This is a genomic window from Streptomyces sp. W1SF4, from assembly GCF_003950035.1.
Classification (GTDB): domain Bacteria; phylum Actinomycetota; class Actinomycetes; order Streptomycetales; family Streptomycetaceae; genus Streptomyces; species Streptomyces racemochromogenes.
This window is the reverse complement of record NZ_CP034350.1, coordinates 1444938-1468203: the sequence shown is the minus strand read 5'-3', so window position 1 is coordinate 1468203 and position 23266 is coordinate 1444938. Positions and strand designations below refer to the sequence as shown.

Genomic DNA, 23266 nt, shown 5'->3' with positions numbered 1-23266 from the left:
AGTGCAGGAGATTCCGCAACCGTGGCTTCCACGAACGACCTCAAGAACGGCATGGTGCTCAAGCTCGACGGTGACCAGCTCTGGTCCGTCGTCGAGTTCCAGCACGTCAAGCCCGGCAAGGGCCCGGCCTTCGTGCGCACCAAGCTCAAGCACGTGCTCTCCGGCAAGGTCGTCGACAAGACCTTCAACGCCGGCACGAAGGTCGACACCGCCACGATCGACCGCCGTGACATGCAGTTCTCGTACATGGACGGCGACTACTTCGTCTTCATGGACATGAGCACCTACGACCAGCTGATGGTCGACCGCAAGGCCGTCGGCGACGCCGCCAACTTCCTCATCGAGGGCTTCACCGCCTCCGTGGCCCAGCACGAGGGCGAGGTGCTCTACGTCGAGCTCCCGGCCGCCGTCGAGCTGACCATCGAGCACACCGACCCGGGCGTCCAGGGCGACCGCTCCACCGGCGGCACCAAGCCCGCCAAGCTGGAGACCGGCCACGAGATCCAGGTCCCGCTCTTCGTCACCACCGGCGAGAAGATCAAGGTCGACACCCGCACCAGCGCCTACCTCGGCCGGGTGAACAGCTAACCGTGGCTGCCCGGAGCAACGCGCGCAAGCGCGCCTTCCAGATCCTCTTCGAGGCCGACCAGCGCGGCGTGCCCGTGCGCGAGGTCCTCGCGGACTGGATCCGCCACTCGCGGTCGGACGACCGGCAGCCGCCGGTCAGCGCCTTCACGATGGACCTCGTCGAGGGCTACGCCGACAAGGTGAAGCGCATCGACGACCTGATCGTCACCTACGCCGTGGACTGGGAGCTCGACCGCATGCCGGTCGCCGACCGGAACATCCTGCGGCTTGGTGCCTATGAGCTGATCTGGGTCGACGAGACCCCGGACGTCGTGGCGATCGACGAGGCCGTGCAGCTGGCCAAGGAGTTCTCCACGGACGACTCGCCGGCGTTCGTGAACGGCCTGCTGGCCCGCTTCAAGGACCTGAAGCCGAGCCTGCGCCGGGGCGAATAGCCCGGAGCCGGACGGCTGAGCGGAGGGCCCGCGGCGCATGCGCGCCACGGGCCCTCCGCCGTTGTGCCGGTCGACCGACGAAAAAACCGGCGGGTGCCGGCGCCCTGGGGCGCCGGCACCCGCCGGTAACGTTTCTGCTGAGCCGGGACGGCTCTGCGGGGCCTAGATGTCCTCGTGGGCCACCGCGCGACGCGCGTCGGCGTCCAGGACGCCCCAGCTGATGAGCTGCTCGGTCAGGACCGAGGGGGACTGGTCGTAGATGACGGCCAGGGTGCGCAGGTCGTCCTGGCGGATCGACAGCACCTTGCCGTTGTAGTCGCCGCGCTGGCTCTGGATCGTCGCCGCGTAGCGCTGGAGGGGGCCGGCCTTCTCGGCGGGGACGCCCGCCAGGCGCTCCAGGTCGAGGCGCAGCTTCGGCGGCGGCTCGGCCGCACCGCCGGGGGTCGTGCCCGGCAGCAGTTCCTGGACCGGAACCCCGTAGAAGTCCGCCAGCTCGGCGAGGCGCTGGACGGTCACGGCGCGGTCCCCGCGCTCGTAGGAACCGACCACCACGGCCTTCCAACGGCCCTGGGACTTCTCCTCGACACCGTGGAGGGAGAGGCCCTGCTGGGTGCGGATGGCGCGGAGCTTGGCCCCGAGCTGTTTGGCGTATTCGCTGGACATAACGCTCCCGGACGCTGTGACGCTGTGACTACATGGAGACCATGCGGCTCCGCCGCGCGGCTGGTAACTCACTGTGAGGTTACGCAGCGTTACTTGGATGCGTCAAGCCGAATGCTCTTCCACGCCCTCTTACGAGGGGTGCCGCCGGCCCCCGGTGCGAGGACCCCCGCCCGTCCCTGGTACCGTGGACGGCGTACATCAGACGTCCTTTAAGGTCCGTCCCGTGAGGCGGAGAAGGAGGTCCTTTTCATGGACAGCACGACTTCCCAGGTCTCGGCCGACGAGGAAATGCGCCCCGTTCTGGAGGCGCAGGACATCGCCCGGGTCCTGACCCGCATCGCCCACGAGATCGTCGAGCGCGCCAAGGGCGCCGACGACGTGGTGCTCCTCGGCATTCCCACCCGCGGTGTGTACCTGGCCCGCCGGCTGGCCGCCAAGCTGGAGGAGATCACCGGGACGAAGATCCCGGTCGGCTCCCTCGACATCACCATGTACCGCGACGACCTGCGCCTGAAGCCCGCCCGGGCGATCGGCCGCACCGAGATCCCCGGCGACGGCATCGACGGCCGCCTGGTGGTCCTCCTCGACGACGTCCTCTTCTCCGGCCGCACCATCCGTGCCGCCCTCGACGCGCTCGGCGACATCGGCCGCCCCCGCGCCGTCCAGCTCGCGGTCCTCGTCGACCGCGGCCACCGCGAACTCCCGATCCGTGCCGACTACGTGGGCAAGAACCTGCCCACCTCGCTGCGCGAGACCGTCAAGGTCCAGCTCCAGGAGGAGGACGGCCGCGACGCCGTGCTGCTCGGCCAGCGGACCGCCCAGGCAGCAGGGCAGTAACCGCCGCGCGTACGGGACCCCTCGCGGGAGCCCGTGCCGAGGCCTGCCCTGCCCGCACACCCGTCAGCCCCGCCTGCCTGCCCTCCAGACTTACGGAGCACCCAGATGAAGCGCCACCTCATCTCGGCCGCCGACCTCACGCGCGACGACGCCGTCCTGATCCTCGACACCGCCGAGGAGATGGCCCGGGTCGCCGACCGGCCGATAAAGAAGCTGCCCACCCTGCGCGGCCTCACCATCTGCAACCTGTTCTTCGAGGACTCGACCCGTACCCGGATCTCCTTCGAAGCCGCCGAGAAGCGCCTCTCCGCCGACGTCATCAACTTCGCCGCCAAGGGCTCCAGCGTCTCCAAGGGCGAGTCCCTCAAGGACACCGCCCAGACCCTGGAGGCCATGGGCGTGGACGCCGTGGTCATCCGCCACCACGCCTCCGGCGCCCCCTACCGGCTCGCCACCTCCGGCTGGATCGACGCCCCGGTGATCAACGCCGGCGACGGCACCCACGAGCACCCCACGCAGGCGCTGCTCGACGCCTTCACCATGCGCCGCCGGCTGGTCGGCCGGGACGCCGGGCTGGGCAAGGACCTGAACGGCCGCCGCATCACCCTCGTCGGCGACGTCCTGCACAGCCGGGTCGCCCGCTCCAACGTCCAGCTGCTGCACACCCTCGGCGCCGAGGTCACCCTGGTGGCCCCGCCCACCCTGGTGCCGGTCGGCGTCGAGAACTGGCCCTGCGAGATCTCGTACGGCCTCGACGAGGTGCTGCCGAAGTCCGACGCGGTGATGATGCTGCGTGTGCAGCGCGAGCGGATGAACGCCGCCTTCTTCCCGACCGAGCGCGAGTACTCCCGCCGCTACGGCCTGGACGCCGCCCGCATGGCCAAGATGCCCGAGCACGCCATCGTGATGCACCCCGGCCCCATGGTCCGCGGCATGGAGATCACCGCCGAGGTCGCCGACTCCGACCGCTGCACGGTCGTCGAGCAGGTCGCCAACGGCGTCTCGATCCGCATGGCCGTCCTCTACCTGCTGCTCGGAGGCTCCGAGCCCGCCGTCACCACCCCCGCCGCCGCCCGTACCGAGGAGAACAAGTAACCATGAGCAAGATCCTTATCCGCGGTGCGAAGGTCCTCGGCGGCGAGGCGCAGGACGTCCTGATCGACGGCGAGACCATCGCCGAGGTCGGCCAGAACCTGTCCGCCGAGGGCGCGACCGTCATCGAGGCCGAGGGCCAGGTCCTCCTCCCCGGCCTCGTCGACCTCCACACCCACCTGCGCGAGCCCGGCCGCGAGGACTCCGAGACGGTCCTCACCGGCACCCGCGCCGCGGCCTCCGGCGGCTACACGGCCGTCTTCGCCATGGCCAACACCTTCCCGGTCGCCGACACCGCCGGCGTCGTCGAGCAGGTCTGGCGCCTGGGCAAGGAGTCCGGCTACTGCGACGTGCAGCCCATCGGCGCCGTCACCGTCGGCCTGGAGGGCAAGAAGCTCTCCGAGCTGGGCGCCATGCACGAGTCCGCCGCCCGCGTCACCGTCTTCTCCGACGACGGCAAGTGCGTGGACGACGCCGTGATCATGCGCCGCGCCCTGGAGTACGTGAAGGCCTTCGGCGGCGTCGTCGCCCAGCACGCCCAGGAGCCCCGCCTCACCGAGGGCGCCCAGATGAACGAGGGCGTCGTTTCGGCCGAGCTGGGCCTGGGCGGCTGGCCGGCCGTCGCCGAGGAGTCGATCATCGCCCGCGACGTCCTGCTCGCCGAGCACGTCGGCTCCCGCGTGCACATCTGCCACCTCTCCACCGCCGGCTCCGTCGAGATCGTCCGCTGGGCCAAGTCCCGCGGCATCGACGTCACCGCCGAGGTCACCCCGCACCACCTGCTCCTCACCGACGAGCTCGTGCGCTCGTACGACCCGGTCTACAAGGTCAACCCGCCGCTGCGCACCGAGCGCGACGTGATGGCCCTGCGCGAGGCGCTCGCCGACGGCACGATCGACATCGTCGCCACCGACCACGCCCCGCACCCGCACGAGGACAAGGACTGCGAGTGGGCCGCCGCCGCCATGGGCATGGTGGGCCTGGAGACCGCGCTCTCCGTCGTCCAGCAGACGATGGTGGAGACCGGACTGCTCGACTGGGCGGGCGTCGCGGAGCGCATGTCGCACGCCCCGGCGCGCATCGGAAGCCTCGCGGGGCACGGCCGGCCCGTCTCGGCAGGTGAACCCGCGAACCTGACCTTGGTCGAGACCTCGTACCGTGGTGTCGTGGACCCCGCACACTTCGCCTCCCGCAGCCGCAACACGCCCTACGAGGGCCGCGAGCTGCCGGGTCGCGTCACTCACACCTTCCTGCGGGGCCGGGCAACGGTCGTGGACGGGAAACTGGCGTGACACCTGCAGTGATCCAACTGGCCGCCGAGGCCGCCGAACGACAGTCGGCGGAGGTGACGGACTGGGGCGCCCGCATCGCGTGGGTGATCGGTCTGCTCGTCTTCATCGCGTTCGTGTACTGGCTGATGCGGCAGGGCTGGAAATGGCGCGGCGCTCTGCAGAGTGATCTGCCCGAGCTGCCCGCCGCCCCCGACGGTCTCCCCGAGCACCGGCTGGCCCTGACCGGCCGGTACCACGGGTCCACCACCGCCGGGCAGTGGCTCGACCGGATCGTCGCCCACGGGCTCGGAGTCCGCAGCCGGGTCGAGCTCACCCTCACCGACGCGGGCCTCGACGTGGTCCGTCCGGGGGCAACCGACTTCTTCGTACCGGCCGCGCAGCTGCGCGGCGCCCGCCTCGACAAGGGAATCGCGGGCAAGGTACTCACCGAGGGCGGTCTGCTCGTCGTCACATGGGCGCACGGCGACAAGCTGATCGACTCCGGATTCCGCTCCGACCGGGCCGCCGAACACGCGGCCTGGGTCGAGGCCATCAACTCCATGAACCAATCCATCACGACGGAAGGCGCCGAACGATGACGACCTCCACCAGGGGAGCAGCCAAAGCTCCCGCCGTACTCGTCCTGGAGGACGGCCGCATCTTCCGCGGCCGCGCCTACGGCGCAGTGGGGGAGACCTTCGGCGAAGCCGTGTTCTCCACCGGCATGACCGGCTACCAGGAGACCCTCACCGACCCGTCGTACCACCGCCAGGTCGTCGTGATGACCGCCCCGCACGTGGGCAACACCGGCGTCAACGACGAGGACCCCGAGTCCTCCCGCATCTGGGTCTCCGGCTACGTCGTCCGCGACCCCGCCCGCATCCCCTCCAACTGGCGCTCGCAGCGCTCGCTGGACGAGGAGCTCGTCAAGCAGGGCGTCGTCGGCATCAGCGGCGTCGACACCCGCGCCCTGACCCGCCACCTGCGCGAGCGCGGCGCCATGCGCGTCGGCATCTTCTCGGGCGAGGCCATCGCCGACGACGCGGCCCTGCTGGCCCGCGTCCAGGAGGCCCCCCAGATGAAGGGCGCCAACCTCTCCGCCGAGGTCGCCACCAAGGAGGCGTACGTCGTCCCCGCGATCGGCGAGAAGCGCTTCACCGTCGCCGCCGTGGACCTCGGCATCAAGGGCATGACCCCGCACCGGATGGCCGAGCGCGGCATCGAGGTGCACGTGCTGCCCGCCACCGCCACCGTCGAGGACGTGTACGCGGTCAACCCCGACGGCGTGTTCTTCTCCAACGGCCCGGGCGACCCGGCCACCGCCGACGGCCCCGTCTCCGTCATGCAGGGCGTCCTGGAGCGCAAGACCCCGCTCTTCGGCATCTGCTTCGGCAACCAGATCCTGGGCCGCGCGCTCGGCTTCGGCACCTACAAGCTGAAGTACGGCCACCGCGGCATCAACCAGCCGGTCCAGGACCGCACCACCGGCAAGGTCGAGGTCACCGCGCACAACCACGGCTTCGCCGTCGACGCGCCGCTCGACAAGGTGTCCGAGACCCCCTACGGCCGCGCCGAGGTCTCGCACGTCTGCCTGAACGACAACGTCGTGGAGGGCCTCCAGCTGCTCGACCAGCCGGCCTTCTCCGTCCAGTACCACCCCGAGGCCGCCGCGGGCCCGCACGACGCCGCGTACCTCTTCGACCGCTTCACCGCCCTGATGGAGGCCGAGCGTGCCTAAGCGCACCGATATCCAGTCCGTCCTGGTCATCGGCTCCGGCCCGATCGTCATCGGCCAGGCCGCGGAGTTCGACTACTCCGGCACCCAGGCCTGCCGCATCCTCAAGGCCGAGGGCCTGCGGGTCATCCTGGTGAACTCCAACCCGGCGACGATCATGACCGACCCGGAGATCGCCGACGCCACGTACGTCGAGCCGATCACCCCCGAGTTCGTCGAGAAGATCATCGCCAAGGAGCGCCCCGACGCGCTGCTCCCGACCCTCGGCGGCCAGACCGCGCTCAACACCGCCATCTCCATGCACGAGCAGGGCGTGCTGGAGAAGTACGGCGTCGAGCTCATCGGCGCCAACGTCGAGGCCATCAACAAGGGCGAGGACCGCGACCTCTTCAAGGGCGTCGTCGAGGCCGTCAAGGGCAAGATCGGCTACGGCGAGTCCGCCCGCTCGGTCATCTGCCACTCGATGGACGACGTCATCAAGGGCGTCGACACCCTCGGCGGCTACCCCGTCGTCGTGCGCCCCTCCTTCACCATGGGCGGCGCCGGCTCCGGCTTCGCCCACGACGAGGAGGAGCTGCGCCGCATCGCCGGCCAGGGCCTCACGCTCTCCCCGACCACCGAGGTGCTCCTGGAGGAGTCCATCCTCGGCTGGAAGGAGTACGAGCTGGAGCTGATGCGCGACACCAAGGACAACGTGGTCGTCGTCTGCTCCATCGAGAACTTCGACCCGATGGGCGTCCACACCGGCGACTCGATCACCGTCGCGCCGGCGATGACCCTCACCGACCGCGAGTACCAGCGCCTGCGCGACATCGGCATCGCGATCATCCGCGAGGTCGGCGTCGACACCGGCGGCTGCAACATCCAGTTCGCGATCAACCCGGACGACGGCCGCGTCATCGTCATCGAGATGAACCCGCGCGTCTCCCGCTCCTCCGCGCTCGCCTCGAAGGCCACCGGCTTCCCGATCGCCAAGATCGCCGCCAAGCTGGCCATCGGCTACACGCTGGACGAGGTCCCGAACGACATCACCGAGAAGACCCCGGCCTCCTTCGAGCCGACCCTCGACTACGTCGTCGTCAAGGCCCCGCGCTTCGCCTTCGAGAAGTTCCCGGCCGCCGACGCCACCCTCACCACCACCATGAAGTCGGTGGGCGAGGCCATGGCCATCGGCCGCAACTTCACCGAGGCCCTCCAGAAGGCCCTGCGCTCCCTGGAGAAGAAGGGCTCCCAGTTCACCTTCGTCGGCGAGCCCGGCGACAAGGAAGAACTGCTGGCCACCGCGGTCCGCCCGACCGACGGCCGCATCAACACCGTCATGCAGGCCATCCGCGCCGGCGCCACCCAGGAGGAGGTCTTCGAGTCCACGAAGATCGACCCCTGGTTCGTCGACCAGCTCTTCCTGATCAAGGAGATCGCGGACGAGCTCGCCGCCGCCGAGAAGCTCCACCCCGAGCTGCTCGCCGAGGCCAAGCGCCACGGCTTCTCCGACGCCCAGATCGCCGAGATCCGCGGCCTGCGCGAGGACGTCGTCCGCGAGGTCCGCCACGCCCTCGGCGTCCGCCCGGTCTACAAGACGGTCGACACCTGCGCCGCCGAGTTCGCCGCGAAGACCCCGTACTTCTACTCGTCCTACGACGAGGAGTCCGAGGTCGCGCCGCGCACCAAGCCGGCGGTGATCATCCTGGGCTCCGGCCCGAACCGCATCGGCCAGGGCATCGAGTTCGACTACTCCTGCGTCCACGCCTCCTTCGCCCTCAGCGACGCCGGCTACGAGACCGTGATGGTCAACTGCAACCCCGAGACCGTCTCGACGGACTACGACACCTCCGACCGCCTGTACTTCGAGCCGCTGACGCTGGAAGACGTGCTGGAGATCGTCCACGCCGAGTCGCTGGCCGGCCCCATCGCCGGTGTCGTCGTCCAGCTCGGCGGCCAGACCCCCCTCGGTCTCGCCCAGGCGCTCAAGGACAACGGCGTCCCCGTGGTCGGCACCTCCCCGGAGGCCATCCACGCCGCCGAGGACCGCGGCGCCTTCGGCCAGGTCCTCGCCGACGCCGGCCTGCCCGCGCCCAAGCACGGCACCGCCACCACCTTCGCCGGCGCGAAGGCGATCGCCGACGAGATCGGCTACCCGGTCCTCGTCCGCCCGTCCTACGTGCTCGGCGGCCGCGGCATGGAGATCGTCTACGACGAGACCCGCCTGGAGTCGTACATCGCGGAGTCCACGGAGATCTCCCCGACCCGCCCCGTGCTGGTCGACCGCTTCCTCGACGACGCGATCGAGATCGACGTCGACGCCCTCTACGACGGCGAGGAGCTCTACCTCGGCGGCGTCATGGAGCACATCGAGGAGGCCGGCATCCACTCCGGCGACTCGGCCTGCGCCCTGCCCCCGATCACCCTCGGCGGCTTCGACATCAAGCGCCTGCGCGCCTCCACCGAGGCCATCGCCAAGGGCGTGGGCGTCCGCGGCCTGATCAACATCCAGTTCGCGATGGCGGGCGACATCCTCTACGTCCTGGAGGCCAACCCGCGCGCCTCCCGGACCGTCCCCTTCACCTCGAAGGCGACCGCCGTCCCGCTCGCGAAGGCCGCCGCCCGCATCTCGCTCGGCGCCACCATCGCCGAGCTGCGCGCCGAGGGCATGCTGCCCAAGGCCGGCGACGGCGGCACCCTGCCGCTGGACGCGCCGATCTCCGTCAAGGAGGCCGTCATGCCGTGGTCGCGCTTCCGCGACATCCACGGCCGCGGCGTGGACACCGTCCTCGGCCCGGAGATGCGCTCCACGGGCGAGGTCATGGGCATCGACACGGTCTTCGGCACGGCGTACGCCAAGTCGCAGGCCGGCGCCTACGGCCCGCTGCCGACCAAGGGCCGCGCGTTCATCTCCGTCGCCAACCGCGACAAGCGCTCGATGATCTTCCCGGCCCGTGAGCTCGTCGCCCACGGCTTCGAGCTGCTCGCCACCTCCGGCACCGCCGAGGTGCTGCGCCGCAACGGCATCAACGCCACCGTCGTGCGCAAGCTCAGCGAGGGCGAGGGCCCGGACGGCGAGAAGACCATCGTCCAGCTCATCCACGACGGCCAGGTCGACCTGATCGTCAACACCCCGTACGGCACCGGCGGCCGCCTCGACGGCTACGAGATCCGTACGGCGGCCGTGGCGCGCAGCGTCCCGTGCCTGACCACGGTCCAGGCGCTCGCCGCCGCCGTCCAGGGCATCGACGCGCTCAACCGCGGGGACGTCGGCGTGCGCTCCCTCCAGGAGCACGCGGAGCACCTCAACGCCGCCCGCGACTAGCAGCCCGTGAGCGAGAGGGGGACACCGGACGCGCGATCCGCGCCGGGTGTCCCCCTCTTCGTGAGCGCAGAAGGGACTTTTCGGACGATGTACAAACTGTTCTTCAACCTGGTCTTCAAGCGGATGGACCCCGAGCGGGCCCACTACGCGGCCTTCCGGTGGATCCGCCTCGCCGCCCGCATCCCGGTGCTGCGCACCTTCGTCGCGGCCGCCCTGGCGCCCCGGTACGACTCCCTGCGCACGGAGGCCCTCGGCCTGCGGATGCACGGCCCCTTCGGGCTCGCGGCCGGCTTCGACAAGAACGCCGTCGCCATCGACGGCATGTCGATGCTCGGCTTCGACCACGTCGAGATCGGCACCGTCACCGGGCAGGCGCAGCCCGGCAACCCGAAGAAGCGGCTCTTCCGCCTGGTCGCCGACCGGGCGCTGATCAACCGCATGGGCTTCAACAACGAGGGCTCGGCCGCCGTCGCCGCCCGCCTGGCCGCCCGCAACCCCGTCTTCCGGACGGTCGTGGGCGTCAACATCGGCAAGACCAAGGTGGTCCCGGAGGCCGAGGCCGCCGCCGACTACGTGGTCTCCACCGAGCGCCTGGCCCGCCACGCCGACTACCTCGTCGTCAACGTCTCCTCGCCGAACACCCCGGGCCTGCGCAACCTCCAGGCCACGGAGTCCCTGCGGCCGCTGCTGACCGCCGTGCGCGAGGCCGCGGACCGCTCCGTCACCGGCCGCCGGGTCCCGCTGCTGGTCAAGATCGCCCCCGACCTCGCGGACGAGGACGTCGACGCGGTCGCCGACCTCGCCCTCGAACTGGGCCTGGACGGCATCATCGCCACCAACACCACCATCGCCCGCGAGGGCCTGGGCCTGAAGTCCGACCCGGCCCTGGTCGAGGAGACCGGCGGACTCTCCGGCGCCCCGGTCAAGGAGCGCTCCCTGGAGGTCCTGCGCCGCCTGTACGGGCGCGTGGGCGACCGCCTCGTCCTGGTGGGCGTCGGCGGCATCGAGAACGCCGAGGACGCCTGGCAGCGCATCCTGGCGGGTGCCACGCTGATCCAGGGCTACAGCGCCTTCATCTACGAGGGCCCGTTCTACGCCCGCGCCATCCACAAGGGCCTGGCCGCGCGCCTGGCCGCCAGCCCCTACGCGACCCTGGCCGAGGCCGTGGGCGCCGAGACCCGAAAGGCCGCGCCGTGAGCCCTGTGACCCCCTTCGGAGCCCGTCTGCGCGCCGCCATGGACGCCCGGGGCCCGCTGTGCGTGGGGATCGACCCGCACGCCGCGCTGCTGGCCTCCTGGGGCCTGGCGGACGACATCGCCGGCCTGGAGCGGTTCTCCCGCACGGTGGTCGAGGCCCTGGCCGACTCCGTCGCCGTCTTCAAGCCGCAGGCCGCCTTCTTCGAGCGGTTCGGCTCCAAGGGCGTCGCGGTCCTGGAGCGGACCGTCGCGGACGCCCGCGCCGCCGGGACCCTGGTGGTCATGGACGCCAAGCGGGGCGACATCGGCTCCACGATGGCCGCGTACGCCTCGGCCTTCCTCGACCCGTCCTCCCCGCTGTTCTCGGACGCCCTGACGGTCTCCCCGTACCTGGGCTACGGCTCCCTCGCCCCGGCCGTGGAACTGGCCAGGGAATCGGGCGCCGGCCTCTTCGTGCTGGCCCTGACCTCCAACCCGGAGGGCGCGGAGGTCCAGCGCGCGGTCCGCGAGGACGGCCGCTCGATCGGCGCGACCATGCTGGCCCACCTGGCGGCGGAGAACGCGGGCGCCGAGCCGATGGGCTCCTTCGGCGCGGTGGTCGGCGCCACGCTGGGCGACCTGTCCTCCTTCGACCTGGACATCAACGGCCCGCTGCTGGCCCCGGGCATCGGGGCCCAGGGCGCGACGGCGGCCGACCTCCCGGCGGTCTTCGGCGCGGCGGTCGCCAACGTGGTCCCGAACGTCTCCCGGGGAGTCCTCAAGCACGGTCCGGACGCCGCCGCCCTGCGGGCCTCCGCGAAGCACTTCGCGGACGAGGTGCGCGAGGCCGTCGCGGGCTGATCCGGAGAGCGCCGGAGCGGCGCGTGCACACGGGATCTCGAAAATCGAACGTCTTTCCCCGGACAAAACCGGGGTGATATGTCTGTGATGTACGGTTCAGTGGAGGCTGACCAGGACTTTTCGTCCGTTCTCGCTGACTGGAGCGGCCTTGGCCGCTAGTCTCCGACCAGAGTGAACGAGCAGCGAGCGAATTCCATCGCTGTTCGGGACCTCGCCCGGCGTGGTGCCCACGGGCTCCCCGCCGGTCCGTATCCGACAGTTCGACATCCGAGGTGACGTAGGCGTGGCTCTTCCGCCCCTTACCCCTGAACAGCGCGCAGCAGCGCTCGAAAAGGCCGCCGCGGCTCGCCGGGAGCGGGCCGAGGTGAAGAATCGACTCAAGCACTCCGGCGCCTCCCTCCACGACGTCATCAAGACGGGACAGGAGAACGACGTCATCGGCAAGATGAAGGTCTCCGCCCTTCTCGAGTCGCTGCCCGGCGTCGGCAAGGTCCGCGCCAAGCAGATCATGGAGCGCCTCGGCATCTCCGAGTCCCGGCGTGTCCGAGGTCTCGGCTCCAACCAGATCGCCTCTCTGGAGCGCGAGTTCGGCGGTAGCGGCGCCTGAGGCGTCGCCCGAAGTTCTCCCGGCGTTCTCAGGCAGTCCCGAGAACCTGGATAATCGCTCTATGGCAGCAGAGGTTCGTCCGCGGCTGACCGTGCTCTCCGGCCCCTCGGGGGTCGGCAAGAGCACGGTCGTCGCGCATATGCGCAAGGTCCACCCCGAGGTATGGCTCTCGGTGTCGGCCACCACCCGCAAGCCGCGGCCCGGTGAGCGACACGGCATCCACTACTTCTTCGTCAACGACGACGAGTTCGACAAGCTGATCGCCAACGGCGAGCTGCTGGAGTGGGCCGAGTTCGCGGGCAACCGCTACGGCACACCGCGCGGCGCGGTACTGGAACGCCTGGACAACGGCGAGCCGGTACTGCTGGAGATCGACCTCCAGGGCGCCCGGCTCGTCCGCGGGTCGATGCCCGAGGCCCGGCTGGTCTTCCTGGCCCCGCCGAGCTGGGACGAGCTGGTCCGCCGGCTCACCGGCCGGGGCACCGAGTCCGCCGAGGTCATCGAGCGCAGGCTCGACGCCGCCAAGACCGAACTCGCTGCCGAGTCGGAGTTCGACACCACCCTCGTCAACACCTCCGTCGAGGACGTAGCCCGTGAGCTGCTAGCCTTGATGGCAGTTGTCTGATCTTTTATCCATCTTCGGAAGGTAGAGCGTGTCCTCTTCCATCACCGCGCCCGAGGGCATCATCAACCCGCCGATCGACGAGCTGCTCGAGGCCACTGACTCGAAGTACAGCCTCGTGATCTACGCGGCCAAGCGTGCGCGTCAGATCAACGCGTACTACTCGCAGCTCGGTGAGGGCCTGCTGGAGTACGTCGGCCCGCTGGTGGACACCCACGTCCACGAGAAGCCGCTCTCGATCGCCCTGCGCGAGATCAACGCGGGTCTGCTGACCTCCGAGGCCATCGAGGCCCCGGCCCAGTAGGGCGCGACATCGCCACCACAGGCCCGGCAGCACCGCTGCCGGGCCTGTGGTGTGTCATAGGTACCGATGCAACCGATCACGGGAGAAGCAGTGGACAAGCCGAAGGTCGTGCTGGGGGTCAGCGGCGGGATCGCCGCGTACAAGGCGTGCGAGCTCCTGCGCCGGCTGACCGAGTCGGGGCACGACGTACGGGTGGTGCCCACGGCGGCCTCCCTGAACTTCGTCGGCGAGGCCACCTGGGCCGCGCTCTCCGGGAACCCGGCCTCCACCGAGGTCTGGGAGACCGTCCACGAGGTGCCCCACGTCCGCATCGGCCAGGCGGCCGACCTCGTCGTCGTCGCCCCGGCCACCGCCGACATGCTGGCCAAGGCCGCCCACGGGCTGGCCGACGACCTCCTCACGAACACCCTGCTCACGGCCCGCTGCCCGGTGGTCTTCGCGCCCGCGATGCACACCGAGATGTGGGAGCACCCCGCCACCCAGGAGAACGTGGCCGTGCTGCGCCGCCGCGGCGCCGTCGTCATCGAGCCCGCCGTCGGGCGGCTGACCGGCAAGGACACCGGCAAGGGCCGGCTGCCCGACCCCGAGGAGATCTTCGAGGTCTGCCGCAGGGTGCTGGCCCGGGGCGGCGCGGAGCCCGACCTCGCCGGTCGGCACGTGGTGGTCAGCGCCGGCGGCACCCGCGAGCCGCTGGACCCGGTCCGCTTCCTCGGCAACCGCTCCTCCGGCAAGCAGGGCTACGCCCTCGCCCGCACCGCCGCCGCGCGCGGGGCCCGGGTCACCCTGGTCGCCGCCAACACCGCGCTGCCCGACCCGGCCGGGGTGGACGTCGTACGGGTGGGGACGGCCCTCCAGCTGCGCGAGGCCGTGCTCAAGGCCGCCGCGGATGCCGACGCGGTGGTGATGGCCGCGGCGGTGGCCGACTTCCGCCCGGCCGTGTACGCCGACGGCAAGATCAAGAAGAAGGACGGCCGGGACCCCGAGCCGGTGGCCCTCGTGCGCAACCCCGACGTCCTCGCGGAGGTCTCCGCCGAGCGGGCCCCGGAGGGCCAGATCGTCGTCGGCTTCGCCGCCGAGACGGACGACGTGCTCGCCAACGGCCGGGCCAAGCTCCGGCGCAAGGGGTGCGACCTCCTCGTGGTCAATGAGGTCGGCGCGGATAAGACCTTCGGTTCCGAGGAGAACGAGGCCGTCATCCTCGCTTCGGACGGGTCAGAGACTCCCGTACCCTATGGTCCGAAGGAAGCTCTGGCGGATGTCATCTGGGACCAGGTCGCCCCGCGACTCGCCCCCCGACGTGATCTTCGCCGCGCCTGAGCGTTTTCCTTCTCGTGGGTACATCCGTGCGCAAGAATGGAGTGCCGCAGGTCACACGGCTCCCATTGGGCGAGACGGGTGGTCCTGCGGACGGTGGCGACCGATAAACTGCACTTGGAACGTGATCGGGCGCAGCCCCCGGTGTGGTTCCGCCAAATGATCAGCCAGCAGCCGCTGCAACCCCAGGGAGCGTTGTGTCCCGTCGCCTGTTCACCTCGGAGTCCGTGACCGAGGGTCACCCCGACAAGATCGCTGACCAGATCAGCGACACGATCCTCGACGCGCTCCTCACCGAGGACCCGACCTCGCGTGTGGCCGTGGAGACTCTCATCACGACCGGTCTCGTGCACATCGCGGGCGAGGTGACGACCAAGGCGTACGCGCCGATCGCCCAGCTCGTCCGCGAGAAGATCCTCGAGATCGGCTACGACTCGTCCAAGAAGGGCTTCGACGGCGCCTCCTGCGGCGTGTCGGTGTCCATCGGCGCCCAGTCGCCCGACATCGCCCAGGGTGTCGACACGGCCTACGAGTCCCGCGTCGAGGGCGACGAGGACGAGCTCGACAAGCAGGGTGCCGGCGACCAGGGCCTGATGTTCGGCTACGCCACGGACGAGACGCCCGAGCTGATGCCGCTGCCGATCCACATCGCGCACCGCCTCTCGCGCCGCCTGTCCGAGGTCCGCAAGAACGGCACCATCCCGTACCTGCGCCCCGACGGCAAGACCCAGGTCACCATCGAGTACGACGGCGACAAGCCGGTCCGCCTCGACACGGTCGTCGTGTCCTCGCAGCACGCCGCCGACATCGACCTCGACTCGCTGCTCGCGCCCGACATCCGCGAGTTCGTCGTCGAGCACGTGCTCGCGCAGCTCGTCGAGGACGGCATCAAGCTGGACACCGAGGGCTACCGGCTGCTGGTGAACCCGACCGGCCGCTTCGAGATCGGCGGCCCGATGGGCGACGCCGGCCTGACCGGCCGCAAGATCATCATCGACACGTACGGCGGCATGGCCCGCCACGGCGGCGGCGCCTTCTCCGGCAAGGACCCGTCGAAGGTGGACCGCTCGGCCGCCTACGCAATGCGCTGGGTCGCCAAGAACGTGGTCGCCGCCGGCCTGGCCGCGCGCTGCGAGGTCCAGGTCGCCTACGCCATCGGCAAGGCCGAGCCCGTCGGCCTCTTCGTCGAGACCTTCGGCACCGCGAAGGTCGACGTCCAGAAGATCGAGGACGCCATCGCCGAGGTCTTCGACCTCCGCCCGGCCGCGATCATCCGCGACCTCGACCTGCTGCGCCCGATCTACGCCCAGACCGCCGCCTACGGCCACTTCGGCCGCGAGCTGCCGGACTTCACCTGGGAGCGCACCGACCGCGTCGACGCGCTGCGCGCCGCCGCCGGCCTGTAGTAGCCGCCGCCGGCCTGTAGCACCGGACGAACGCGAACGGCCCCGGACCACGACGGTCCGGGGCCGTTCGCTGTCAGTGGGGTTTGCCAGAATGCCTCTGTGAGCAGCGCCAACGAGTCCCAGCCGGAACAGCTCGCCCTGATCCGGGAGATGGTCGCCGAGGCCAAGGCCAAGGCGCCCAAGGCCAAGCCGCGCACCTGGCGCGGGGCCGCCGTGGCCGAGGAACTGCCCGTCGCCCGGGTCCTGGTGAACAAGGGCGTCCTCCACCTCGACCGGCTCTTCGACTACGCCGTACCCGCCGAGCTGTCCGAGGCCGCCCAGCCCGGCGTGCGCGTCCGGGTCCGCTTCGGCGCGGGCGGGCACCGGGTGCACGGCGGGCGCCGCGAGGGCGGCGGGCTCATCGACGGCTTCATCGTGGAAAGGCGCGCCGAGTCCGACTACAACGGCGCCCTGGCCGCCCTCGCCCAGGTCGTCTCGCCCGAGGTGGTCCTCGGGCCCCGCCTGCTGGCCCTGGCCCGGGCCGTCGCCGACCGGTACGCCGGCAGCCTCGCCGACGTGCTCCAGCTGGCCCTGCCGCCGCGCAGCGCCCGCGCCGAGGCCAAGCCCTCGCCCGAACCGCTGCCGCCGCCGGCCGTGCCCGAGCCGGGTGGCTGGACGCGCTACGGGGCCGGGCCCGCCTTCCTGCGCGCCCTCGCCACCGGCGGCACCCCCCGCGCGGTGTGGACGGCCCTGCCCGGGCCCGGCTGGGCGGACGAGCTGGCCCGGGCCATAACCGCCACCCTCGCCTCCGGGCGCGGGGCCCTCGCGGTGGTGCCCGACGGGCGCACCGCCGCCCGGGTCGACGCGGCCCTCACCGCCCTGCTGGGCGAGGGCCGGCACGCCCTGCTGACCGCCGACTCCGGCCCCGAGAAGCGCTACCGGCAGTGGCTCGCGGTGAGCCGGGGCTCGGTCCGCGCCGTGGTCGGCACCCGCGCGGCCATGTTCGCGCCCGTACGGGACCTCGGGCTGGTGGCGGTGTGGGACGACGGCGACTCCAGCCACGGCGACATCCACGCCCCCTTCCCGCACGTGCGCGAGGTGCTGGAGCTGCGCGCGGTCAGCGAAGGCTGTGGCTTCCTGGCCGGGAGCACCAGCTGCACCGTGGAGGCCGCCCAGCTGGTGGAGACCGGCTGGGCCCGGCCGATCGTCGCCGACCGGGAGACCGTACGGGCCGCCGCGCCCCGCATCCGCACCGTCGGGGACGAACAGCTGGCCCGGGACGGGGCGGCCCGCGCGGCGCGGCTGCCGAGCCTGGCCTGGGAGACCGTGCGCGAGGGCCTCAAGAGCGGGCCCGTCCTGGTCCAGGTGCCCCGGCGCGGGTACGCGCCCCGGCTGGCGTGCGAGCGCTGCCGGACGCCGGCCCGCTGCCGGGTGTGCGCCGGGCCGCTGGAGGCCCCCGACGAGCGGGAGCTGCACTGCGGGTGGTGCGGGCGCGCCGAGAACGCCTGGCACTGCGAGGAGTGCGGCTCGTTCCGGCTGCGGGCCCAGGTGGTGGGCGCGCGGCGGACCGCCGAGGAGCTGGGCAGGGCCTTCCCGGCCGTGCCGGTGCGCACCTCCGGGCGGGACCACGTGCTGGACGAGGTGCCCGACCGGCCCGCGCTGGTGGTGTGCACCCCGGGCGCCGAGCCGGTCGCGGCGGGCGCCGGGTACGCGGCGGCGCTGCTGCTGGACGGCTGGGCGATGCTGACCCGGCCCGACCTGCGGGCGGGGGAGGACGCCCTGCGCCGCTGGATCGCCGCCGCCTCGCTGGTCCGGGCCGACGGGCAGGTGGTGGTGGTCGCCGAACCGACGCTGCGGCCGGTGCAGGCGCTGGTGCGGTGGGATCCCGTGGGGCACGCGGTGCGGGAGCTCGCGGAGCGGGCGCAGCTGGGGTTCCCGCCGGTGTCCCGGATGGCGGCGGTGGCGGGGCGGGCCGAGGCCCTGGAGGCCTTCCTGGAGAGCGCCGCCCTGCCGGCGGACGCGGAGGTGCTGGGGCCCGTGCCGTTGCCGGGGCGGCGGGGGGAGCCGTCGGCGGGGGAGCGGGCGCTGATCCGGGTGCCGCCCGGCAGCGGGGCGGCGCTGGCGGCCGCGCTGAAGTCGGCGCAGGCCGTGCGGATGGCGCGGGGCGCGCAGGCGGGGGACCCGATCCGCATCCGGATCGACCCGCCGGACATCGGCTGACCCCTTCTTCACGCCGCTCGCGCGGCTCGGCCCCAGGGGGCCTCCCCGGCTTCGCGTCGCTGCGCCGGACTCCGTCCGCCGGCCCGTGAGCGGGGGCGGTTCGGGTGGCCGGGGCCGGTGGGTCGTCTGCGGGCGCGCTGCCGCTGCGCGGGCTGCTCCCCGCCCCGCCCTTCGCCCGTTCCCCGGGGCTGCGCCCCGGACCCCCTGGGGGCTCCGCCCCCAGACCCCCGCGCCTCAAACGCCGGCGAGGCTGGGATGTGCTGCGCACATCCAGCCCGCGCGGCGTCCGAGCGCACCGGGCGCGCAGCGCCCGGCTCTTTCAGCCCCGCCGGCGTTTGAGGCGAGAACGGTTGAAGGGCGGGTAGGGGACAGCCCCGCAGGGCGCCCGCCACCCCCGAGGCGGGGCGGCGGGCAGGCGGGAGCCCGCCACCCCTGGGGAACGGGGTGACGGGCCCGGCATGCATGCCCCTGGATGCCGTCGGGGGTCGGCGGCCCGGCGGCGGGGTGGGGTCAGCCGTTGCGGGGGCCGGGGAAGGCCGACTGGCGGGCCGCGGAGGCCTGGGCTTCCTCGCGGACGGGCTGCGGCGGCACCGAGCGCGCCGCCGGGATGGTGGGCAGCGGGCCCAGCGTCCGCGTCGTGGTGCCCTCGGCCAGCGGCTCCGCCGCCTCGGCGGCCTGCGCGCGCCGTGCCCCGTAGCGGCGGTGCACGGCCTGCTTGGTGACGCCGAGCGCCGAACCGACGGCGTCCCAGGAGAAGCCGAGCGAGCGGTCGAAGTCCACCGCCGCGGTGACCAGCGTCTCGACGCTGTCCCTCAGTTCCTGGGCGAGCCGGACGGTGGGGGCGGGGGCCCTGCCGTAGACGACGAAGCCCGTGGAGGGCCCGGAGCGGCGCGGGCGGTACACGTTGCCGAGCTGGGCCGTGAGCGTACGCAGTGCGTCCACCTGTCGGCGAACCCGCTCGATGTCCCGCACCAGGAGGTGCAGGCTGGCCCGTGCTTGGGCGTCATGGGTGGCGTGGTCGGCCATGGAGAAGCCTCTCGAACCGGTGCTGGAGAGCGGATCGGGCCGCAGTCACCGTCTTGATCGCGGCCCGTTTCGGTCAATCTCTCTTGACCAACGCGCCAGCGGGCGCCCAGGTCACGCACTGGGGGCGTGTCGGCATATGCGAGAGGCGCGTGTGTGTGCGTACGCCCCCCGATACCGCAGGTGGGCCCGGGTGTCCGTCCCATAGACTGGTGTGCTGCTGACAGCCGAGATAGCGAGGTAGGACCCAGTGAAGCTGGTCTTCGCAGGCACCCCCGAGGTCGCCGTACCCGCCCTGGACGCCCTGATCGCCTCCGGGCGCCACGAGGTCGCCGCCGTCGTCACCCGGCCCGACGCCCCCGCCGGGCGGGGCCGCCGGCTGGTCGCCAGCCCCGTCGCCGAGCGCGCGGAGGAGGCCGGGATCGAGGTCCTCAAGCCCGTCCGGCCCCGCGACCCGGAGTTCCAGGCCCGGCTGCGGGAGATCGCCCCGGACTGCTGCCCCGTCGTCGCGTACGGGGCGCTGATCCCCAAGAGTGCGCTGGACATCCCCCGCCACGGATGGGTCAACCTGCACTTCTCGCTGCTGCCGTCCTGGCGCGGCGCGGCCCCCGTGCAGCACTCCATCATGGCGGGCGACCAGGTGACCGGCGCCTCCACCTTCCGCATCGAGGAGGGCCTGGACACCGGCCCGGTCTTCGGGGTCCTCACCGAGGAGATCCGCCCGACCGACACCAGCGGCGACCTGCTGACCCGCCTGGCCTTCGCCGGGGCCGGGCTGCTGTCCGCGACCGTCGACGGGATCGAGGACGGCAGCCTGCGTGCCATGGAGCAGCCCGCCGACGGCGTCTCCCTCGCGCCGAAGATCACCGTCGAGGACGCCCGCGTCGACTGGAACGCCCCCGCGCTGCGCGCCGACCGCGTGGTGCGCGGCTGCACCCCCGCGCCGGGCGCCTGGACCGTCTTCCGCGGCGAGCGCCTCAAGCTGATCTCCGTCGGGCTGGTCCCCGACCGCACGGACCTCGCCCCGGGCGTGCTGGCCCCGGGCAAGAACAACGTGTACGTCGGCACCGGCTCGCACGCCGTCGAGCTGCTCTGGGTGCAGCCGCAGGGCAAGAAGCCGATGAAGGGCGCCGACTGGGCCCGCGGGGTGCGCATCGCTCCCGGCGAGCGCCTGGGCGCCGCCGACGTAGGCTGATCCCGAGCGGCCCCACGCAACCGCACAGCACCGCACCGCATCGCACCTCGTACCTCCGGAGCACCTTTCACGTGAGCGAACAGCCCCGTCGTCGTCCCGCCCCCAAGTCCGGCACCGGCAAGCAGGCCAAGCCCTACCGCCGGCCGCAGAAGGACCCCGTCCGGATGCTGGCCTTCGAGGCGCTGCGGGCGGTGGACGAGCGCGACGCGTACGCGAACCTCGTCCTGCCCCCGCTGCTGAAGAAGGCCCGGCAGGACGAGAAGTTCCAGGCGCGGGACGCGGCCCTGGCGACCGAGCTGGTCTACGGGACGCTGCGCCGGCAGGGCACGTACGACGCGGTCATCGCCGCCTGCGTGGACCGGCCGCTGCGGGAGGTGGACCCGCCGGTCCTGGACGTGCTCTCGCTCGGCGCGCACCAGCTCCTGGGCACCCGCATCCCCACCCACGCGGCGGTGTCCGCCAGCGTGGAGCTGGCGCGCGTGGTGCTCGGCGACGGGCGGGCGAAGTTCGTCAACGCCGTGCTGCGCAAGATCGCCGCGCACGACCTGGACGGCTGGCTGGAGCGGGTCGCGCCGCCGTACGAGGAGGACGCCGAGGAGCACCTGGCGGTCTACCACTCGCACCCGCGCTGGGTCGTCAGCGCCCTGTGGGACGCGCTGGGCGGCGGCCGGGCCGGCATCGAGGACCTCCTGGAGGCCGACAACGAGCGGCCCGAGGTGACGCTGGTGGCCCGTCCCGGCCGGTCCACGCCCGAGGAGCTGGTCGAGGCGCTCGGCGAGGAGTCGGCGCTGCCGGGGCGCTGGTCCCCGTACGCGGTCCGGATGGCGGAGGGCGGCGAGCCGGGCGCGCTGGAGGCGGTCCGCGAGGGGCGCGCCGGCGTGCAGGACGAGGGCAGCCAGCTGGTGGCGATGGCCCTGGCGGCGGCCCCGGTCGAGGGCCGCGACGAGCGGTGGCTGGACGGCTGCGCGGGCCCCGGCGGCAAGGCGGCGCTGCTGGGCGCGCTGGCGGCGGAGCGCGGGGCGTTCCTGCTGGCCTCCGAGAAGCAGCCGCACCGGGCGCGCCTGGTCGAGAAGGCGCTGTCCGGGAACCCGGGCCCGTACCAGGTGATCGCGGCCGACGGCACCCGGCCGGCGTGGCTGCCGGGCTCCTTCGACCGGGTCCTGATGGACGTCCCCTGCTCGGGTCTGGGAGCGCTGCGGCGCCGTCCGGAGGCCCGCTGGCGGCGTCGCCCCGAGGACCTGGAGGGCTTCGCGCCGCTCCAGCGGGCGCTGCTGCGCGAGGCGCTGTCCGCGGTGCGCGTGGGCGGTGTCGTGGGGTACGCCACCTGTTCCCCGCACCTGGCGGAGACCCGCGTGGTCGTCGAGGACGTGCTCCGCGGCCGGGGCGCGGGCAACTCCCCGGTGGCGGCGGAACTGATCGACGCGCGCCCGTACATGGCGGGCGTGCCGGCGCTGGGCGACGGCCCGGACGTCCAGCTGTGGCCGCACCTGCACGGTACGGACGCCATGTACCTGGCCCTGCTGCGCCGCACCGCGTAGGCGGTCAGGCGGCGGCGTGCTCCACGCCGCCGCACCAGACGCGCAGGATCCGGCGCGTCGCCCGGACGTCCGCCAGCGGGTCGCCGTCGACGAGCACGAGGTCGGCGCGGCGGCCCGGTACGACGGCTCCCCGGTCGGTGAGGCCGAAGTGGCGGGCGGTCAGGGACGTGGCGGCGCGCAGGGCGTGCAGCGGGGGAAGCCCGGCGTCCACGAGCAGTTCCAGCTCGTGGTGCAGGCTGCTGCCGTGCGCCGGGGCGAAGGGGACGCCCGGGGTGGTGTGGGAGTCCGTGCCCGCGAGGACCGGGACGCCCGCCCGGTGCAGGGTGGCGACGCTCGCCCGGGCGTGTCCGTAGTCCACGCCCAGGACCCCCGCCGCGGCGAGGCCCTCCATCATCGTCAGGGTGGGTACGGCGGCCCGTCCGCCGGCGCGCATGCGGGCCGCCTCGGCCCCGTCGAGGGCCCGCTCCGCCGGGACGTGGGTGATCACGTCGGCCCCGGCCCGCTGTGCCATGGCGTAGGCCTCTCCGGCCGCCGCGTGGGCGACGACGAGCCTGCCGTGCGCGCGGGCCGCGGTCACCAGGGCGTCGAGCACGGGCTGTTCCAGGGCCCCGGGGCCGGGCCGCTCCGCCACGATCTTGATGTAGTCGGCGCCCTCCGCCACCCTGGCCGCGACGAAGCGCTCCGCGTCGCCGGGGCCGGTGACGACGCTGTCCTCGGGGACCCCGGGCATCGCGGAGTGCAGTCCGCCCGCCGCGATGGCGAGCGTGCCGGGGCTGCGGATGTCCGTGAGCCCGGCGGTGCCGCGCAGGGAGTCGACCAGCGACGGCGGCCAGGTGGCCATGTCGAGGGCGGTGGTGACGCCGTGGTCGCGCAGCCGCTCCATGTCCTGGACGCCGTGCAGGTGGACGTGGGCGTCGATCAGCCCCGGCAGCAGGGCGGCACCGGCGGCGTCGACGACCCGGGCCCCGCGGGGATCGGTTCCGATCAGGGGCCCTCGATGACCACCGTGGCGGGGGAGAGGAGCCGGCGGCCGTCGAAGACCCGGGCGTTGGTCAGAGCCGTCTTCACGCAGTCCTCCGGAAGGCCGTGGGGACGGTC

At 72.6% G+C, this 23266-nt stretch carries 20 protein-coding genes and 1 pseudogene; 18 read left to right on the top strand and 3 right to left on the bottom strand.

From position 1 onward, the window contains the following. The first annotated feature begins 21 nt into the window (after window positions 1-21). Both efp and nusB read left to right on the top strand, forming a co-directional pair. The gene (gene efp, locus D1J60_RS06915; protein ID WP_007263034.1) at window positions 22-588 is read left to right on the top strand and encodes an elongation factor P; all 567 of its coding nucleotides are present in this window, start codon (window positions 22-24) and stop codon (window positions 586-588) included. 2 nt (window positions 589-590) lie between these two features. Then, window positions 591-1022, top strand: a complete 432-nt coding sequence (gene nusB, locus D1J60_RS06910) for a transcription antitermination factor NusB (RefSeq protein WP_125594206.1) — start codon at window positions 591-593, stop codon at window positions 1020-1022. Window positions 1023-1184: 162 nt separating this feature from the next. On the opposite strand, the gene bldD is transcribed toward nusB, so the two are convergent. Then, window positions 1185-1685, bottom strand: a complete 501-nt coding sequence (gene bldD / locus D1J60_RS06905) for a transcriptional regulator BldD (RefSeq protein WP_007263032.1) — start codon at window positions 1683-1685, stop codon at window positions 1185-1187. A 249-nt stretch (window positions 1686-1934) separates the two neighbouring features. Between bldD and pyrR the strand changes: the two genes are divergently transcribed. From pyrR to D1J60_RS06835, 14 genes are all read left to right on the top strand, one after another. Continuing rightward, a complete protein-coding gene (gene pyrR, locus D1J60_RS06900) occupies window positions 1935-2522 on the top strand; it encodes a bifunctional pyr operon transcriptional regulator/uracil phosphoribosyltransferase PyrR (protein WP_125594207.1) in 588 nt (195 codons plus the stop codon). A gap of 105 nt (window positions 2523-2627) precedes the next feature. Continuing rightward, on the top strand, window positions 2628-3617 hold the full coding sequence (locus tag D1J60_RS06895; protein ID WP_125594208.1) for an aspartate carbamoyltransferase catalytic subunit: 990 nt from the start codon (window positions 2628-2630) through the stop codon (window positions 3615-3617). Window positions 3618-3619: 2 nt separating this feature from the next. Further along, on the top strand, window positions 3620-4906 hold the full coding sequence (locus D1J60_RS06890) for a dihydroorotase (RefSeq protein ID WP_125820517.1): 1287 nt from the start codon (window positions 3620-3622) through the stop codon (window positions 4904-4906). After that, window positions 4903-5484 carry a hypothetical protein gene (locus D1J60_RS06885; RefSeq protein WP_125594210.1) on the top strand — a complete coding sequence of 194 codons (582 nt, stop codon included), beginning with the start codon at window positions 4903-4905 and terminating at the stop codon, window positions 5482-5484. Before D1J60_RS06890 ends, D1J60_RS06885 begins: the two co-directional genes overlap by 4 nt. Next, entirely contained in the window at window positions 5481-6623 is a 1143-nt protein-coding gene (gene carA / locus D1J60_RS06880; RefSeq protein ID WP_125820516.1) for a glutamine-hydrolyzing carbamoyl-phosphate synthase small subunit, read from the top strand. The genes D1J60_RS06885 and carA overlap by 4 nt, the downstream gene beginning before the upstream one ends. Next, entirely contained in the window at window positions 6616-9924 is a 3309-nt protein-coding gene (gene carB / locus D1J60_RS06875) for a carbamoyl-phosphate synthase large subunit (protein WP_125594212.1), read from the top strand. The genes carA and carB overlap by 8 nt, the downstream gene beginning before the upstream one ends. A gap of 87 nt (window positions 9925-10011) precedes the next feature. Beyond that, on the top strand, window positions 10012-11121 hold the full coding sequence (locus tag D1J60_RS06870; protein WP_125820515.1) for a quinone-dependent dihydroorotate dehydrogenase: 1110 nt from the start codon (window positions 10012-10014) through the stop codon (window positions 11119-11121). Then, on the top strand, window positions 11118-11960 hold the full coding sequence (gene pyrF, locus D1J60_RS06865; protein WP_125820514.1) for an orotidine-5'-phosphate decarboxylase: 843 nt from the start codon (window positions 11118-11120) through the stop codon (window positions 11958-11960). The genes D1J60_RS06870 and pyrF overlap by 4 nt, the downstream gene beginning before the upstream one ends. A gap of 283 nt (window positions 11961-12243) precedes the next feature. After that, entirely contained in the window at window positions 12244-12567 is a 324-nt protein-coding gene (locus D1J60_RS06860; RefSeq protein ID WP_030234009.1) for an integration host factor, read from the top strand. 61 nt (window positions 12568-12628) lie between these two features. After that, complete coding sequence (gene gmk, locus D1J60_RS06855; RefSeq protein WP_125594215.1) at window positions 12629-13192, top strand: guanylate kinase; 564 nt, start codon at window positions 12629-12631, stop codon at window positions 13190-13192. Window positions 13193-13220: 28 nt separating this feature from the next. Then, window positions 13221-13493, top strand: a complete 273-nt coding sequence (gene rpoZ, locus D1J60_RS06850) for a DNA-directed RNA polymerase subunit omega (protein ID WP_004948662.1) — start codon at window positions 13221-13223, stop codon at window positions 13491-13493. Window positions 13494-13583: 90 nt separating this feature from the next. Continuing rightward, a complete protein-coding gene (gene coaBC, locus D1J60_RS06845) occupies window positions 13584-14810 on the top strand; it encodes a bifunctional phosphopantothenoylcysteine decarboxylase/phosphopantothenate--cysteine ligase CoaBC (RefSeq protein ID WP_125820513.1) in 1227 nt (408 codons plus the stop codon). A gap of 194 nt (window positions 14811-15004) precedes the next feature. Then, the gene (gene metK / locus D1J60_RS06840) at window positions 15005-16213 is read left to right on the top strand and encodes a methionine adenosyltransferase (RefSeq protein ID WP_007263020.1); all 1209 of its coding nucleotides are present in this window, start codon (window positions 15005-15007) and stop codon (window positions 16211-16213) included. A gap of 99 nt (window positions 16214-16312) precedes the next feature. Beyond that, window positions 16313-18412 (top strand): primosomal protein N', encoded by a 2100-nt coding sequence (locus D1J60_RS06835; protein ID WP_125820512.1) that lies wholly within the window; start codon window positions 16313-16315, stop codon window positions 18410-18412. Between the two features lie 510 nt (window positions 18413-18922). On the opposite strand, the gene D1J60_RS06830 is transcribed toward D1J60_RS06835, so the two are convergent. Then, window positions 18923-19438: a hypothetical protein gene (locus tag D1J60_RS06830; RefSeq protein ID WP_125595829.1), complete on the bottom strand. Its 516-nt coding sequence runs from the start codon at window positions 19436-19438 to the stop codon at window positions 18923-18925. 247 nt (window positions 19439-19685) lie between these two features. On the opposite strand from D1J60_RS06830, the gene fmt reads away from it, so the two are divergent. Next, the gene (gene fmt, locus D1J60_RS06825; protein ID WP_125595826.1) at window positions 19686-20630 is read left to right on the top strand and encodes a methionyl-tRNA formyltransferase; all 945 of its coding nucleotides are present in this window, start codon (window positions 19686-19688) and stop codon (window positions 20628-20630) included. 71 nt (window positions 20631-20701) lie between these two features. Then, window positions 20702-22168 carry a transcription antitermination factor NusB gene (locus D1J60_RS06820; protein ID WP_125820511.1) on the top strand — a complete coding sequence of 489 codons (1467 nt, stop codon included), beginning with the start codon at window positions 20702-20704 and terminating at the stop codon, window positions 22166-22168. A gap of 4 nt (window positions 22169-22172) precedes the next feature. Here D1J60_RS06820 and D1J60_RS06815 read toward each other — a convergent pair. Continuing rightward, a pseudogene (locus tag D1J60_RS06815) lies at window positions 22173-23236 on the bottom strand (amidohydrolase family protein). Window positions 23237-23266: the final 30 nt, after the last annotated feature.